The organism is Sulfuricurvum sp. (assembly GCF_019163035.1).
In the GTDB taxonomy this organism is placed as follows: Bacteria; Campylobacterota; Campylobacteria; order Campylobacterales; family Sulfurimonadaceae; genus Sulfuricurvum.
Window position 1 is genome coordinate 1 of record NZ_JAFLKV010000144.1, and the last position, 1,879, is coordinate 1,879.

At 41.9% G+C, this 1,879-nt stretch carries 5 protein-coding genes; 2 read left to right on the forward strand and 3 right to left on the reverse strand.

Going from position 1 to position 1,879, the window contains the following annotated elements:
• On the forward strand, positions 1-183 hold a 183-nt coding region (locus JZU62_RS10350; RefSeq protein WP_295014518.1), incomplete at its 5' end, for an alpha-isopropylmalate synthase regulatory domain-containing protein.
• A gap of 208 nt (positions 184-391) precedes the next feature.
• Here JZU62_RS10350 and JZU62_RS10355 read toward each other — a convergent pair.
• From JZU62_RS10355 to JZU62_RS10365, 3 genes are read right to left on the reverse strand one after another with little or no spacing between them, the layout of a single operon-like run.
• A complete protein-coding gene (locus JZU62_RS10355) occupies positions 392-577 on the reverse strand; it encodes a hypothetical protein (protein ID WP_295014520.1) in 186 nt (61 codons plus the stop codon).
• A gap of 9 nt (positions 578-586) precedes the next feature.
• Positions 587-817 (reverse strand): DUF2442 domain-containing protein, encoded by a 231-nt coding sequence (locus tag JZU62_RS10360; protein WP_295014522.1) that lies wholly within the window; start codon positions 815-817, stop codon positions 587-589.
• Complete coding sequence (locus tag JZU62_RS10365) at positions 807-1,043, reverse strand: DUF4160 domain-containing protein (protein ID WP_295014524.1); 237 nt, start codon at positions 1,041-1,043, stop codon at positions 807-809. Before JZU62_RS10365 ends, JZU62_RS10360 begins: the two co-directional genes overlap by 11 nt.
• Positions 1,044-1,205: 162 nt before the next feature.
• On the opposite strand from JZU62_RS10365, the gene JZU62_RS10370 reads away from it, so the two are divergent.
• Positions 1,206-1,879, forward strand: a 674-nt coding sequence (locus JZU62_RS10370; RefSeq protein ID WP_295014526.1) for an alanine--tRNA ligase-related protein, incomplete at its 3' end; no start/stop codon positions are given.

A 1,879-nucleotide genomic window follows, 5' to 3' on the forward strand; every position in this document is an offset into this window, starting at 1 on the left:
AATTTTAAAATCCTCTCGTACTCTGAGCACTCACGCGGAGAGCTTTCCAGTGCCGAAGCGGTCGCGTACATCGAGATTCAGACGGAAAGTTTGGAGAAATTTTTCGGGGTAGGGTGTGATAATGACATCACGGTAGCCTCGATCAAAGCGATGTTTAGTGCTCTTAATAGAGCATTTTCGTAATTCTTCTGTGGTTATCCCCGATCAAGTCGGGGATGCATTCCTAGCGGTTATCTCTGTCTTCAAGTGTTCCATCTGGATGTAGCCAAAAACCGTCTGACAAATAAGTAGCTTCACCTTCTGAATGAGTGATAGCACTGTATAGTTGTATTAAAAAATTATCAACCATTCTATTTGTATGATTTTTATACCTATGATAGTTTTCGACATCCTAATCTAAAGCAATGAGTTCATCATTAGATATAACTCCTAGTTTAGCTTTTAATGCTTCAATAGAATGAATCCATTTTTTCCTATCTTTAATATAATATTTTCCTTGATAGGCATTTTCATCAAGTATCTCTTGATATCCAAGTGCCAATGCTAATTCAACACTTTTTGCATAATTCATTTTCATAATAAAGTTCTACGACGCAATCAGCGGGAAATTTTCAGGGTGTTCGATAATATCAACGGTGAGATCAATATCTAAATCCGGCCAGTAAAGATGACCGTTTGCATAGGTCTCGACATTGCCGATTTTTGCTACCGAAGCATCTTTAAACCACGGGAAAGTTTCAAAAGACATAAACAGCTCTTTACCCTCGGTTAGAATCCATACACCGTTAGGGGAAATGTTGGTGATTTCAGTTTCCAAAGTGTGCCTCCCATGCATTTTTAAAAGTTTCAATATTCTCTTTAGTCATTGTTTCAATCTCTTTTAGACGAACATTTGAGAGTTTATAACTCGTTGCAATTTCGATAGTCGGTTCAAGCCAAAGCTTCGCTTCGCCGTCAGGACAGATGACATGGATATGCATACGTGCCTCTTCACGAGAAAAAAAGAAAAAACGGTAGTCTTTAATTTTCAGAACGGTTGGCACGTTAAATGTCCTCTCGTAATTGCTTATGGAATATAGTTTAGCAAAAAAGTGACAAAACGAGGCTGAATAGATATTAATCAGCTACAAGCAAAATCCTTATTCTTTATTTAACCCCTTCTTCGCTATAATCGCGCAATTTTTACTAACGGTGAGTAAACCATGATGGATGTCCGCGAAGCTTTTTTAGCCTTTTTTGAATCAAAACAACACGCACGGGTTCCGAGTTCCCCACTTGTCCCCGATGATGCAACCCTCCTTTTCACCAATGCGGGGATGGTTCCGTTTAAGTCGATCTTTACGGGCGATATCCCTATCCCTGCTAACCCACGTGCGACTAGTGCACAGACGTGTATCCGTGCGGGTGGAAAACACAATGACCTAGAGAACGTCGGTCATACGGCGCGTCACCACACGTTTTTTGAGATGCTCGGGAACTTCAGTTTTGGTGATTACTTCAAAGAGGAAGCGATTGCCCATGCGTGGGAATTTGTCACTGAAGTGATGAAACTCCCTGTCGATAAACTCTGGGTTACCGTCCATGAGAGCGATGATGAAGCCGAAGAGATTTGGAAAAAACACATTGCCGCAGATCGCATTATGCGTCTTGGGGATAAAGATAATTTCTGGCAGATGGGAGATACTGGACCGTGCGGACCGTGTTCGGAAATCTTCGTCGATCAGGGTGCGGAACATTTTAACGGTCCTGAGGATTACATGGGGGGCGATGGGGACCGATTCCTCGAAATTTGGAACCTCGTTTTCATGCAGTATGAGCGTAATGCGAAGGGTGAGTTGAAACCTCTTCCGAAACCTTCTATCGATACGGGGATGGGATT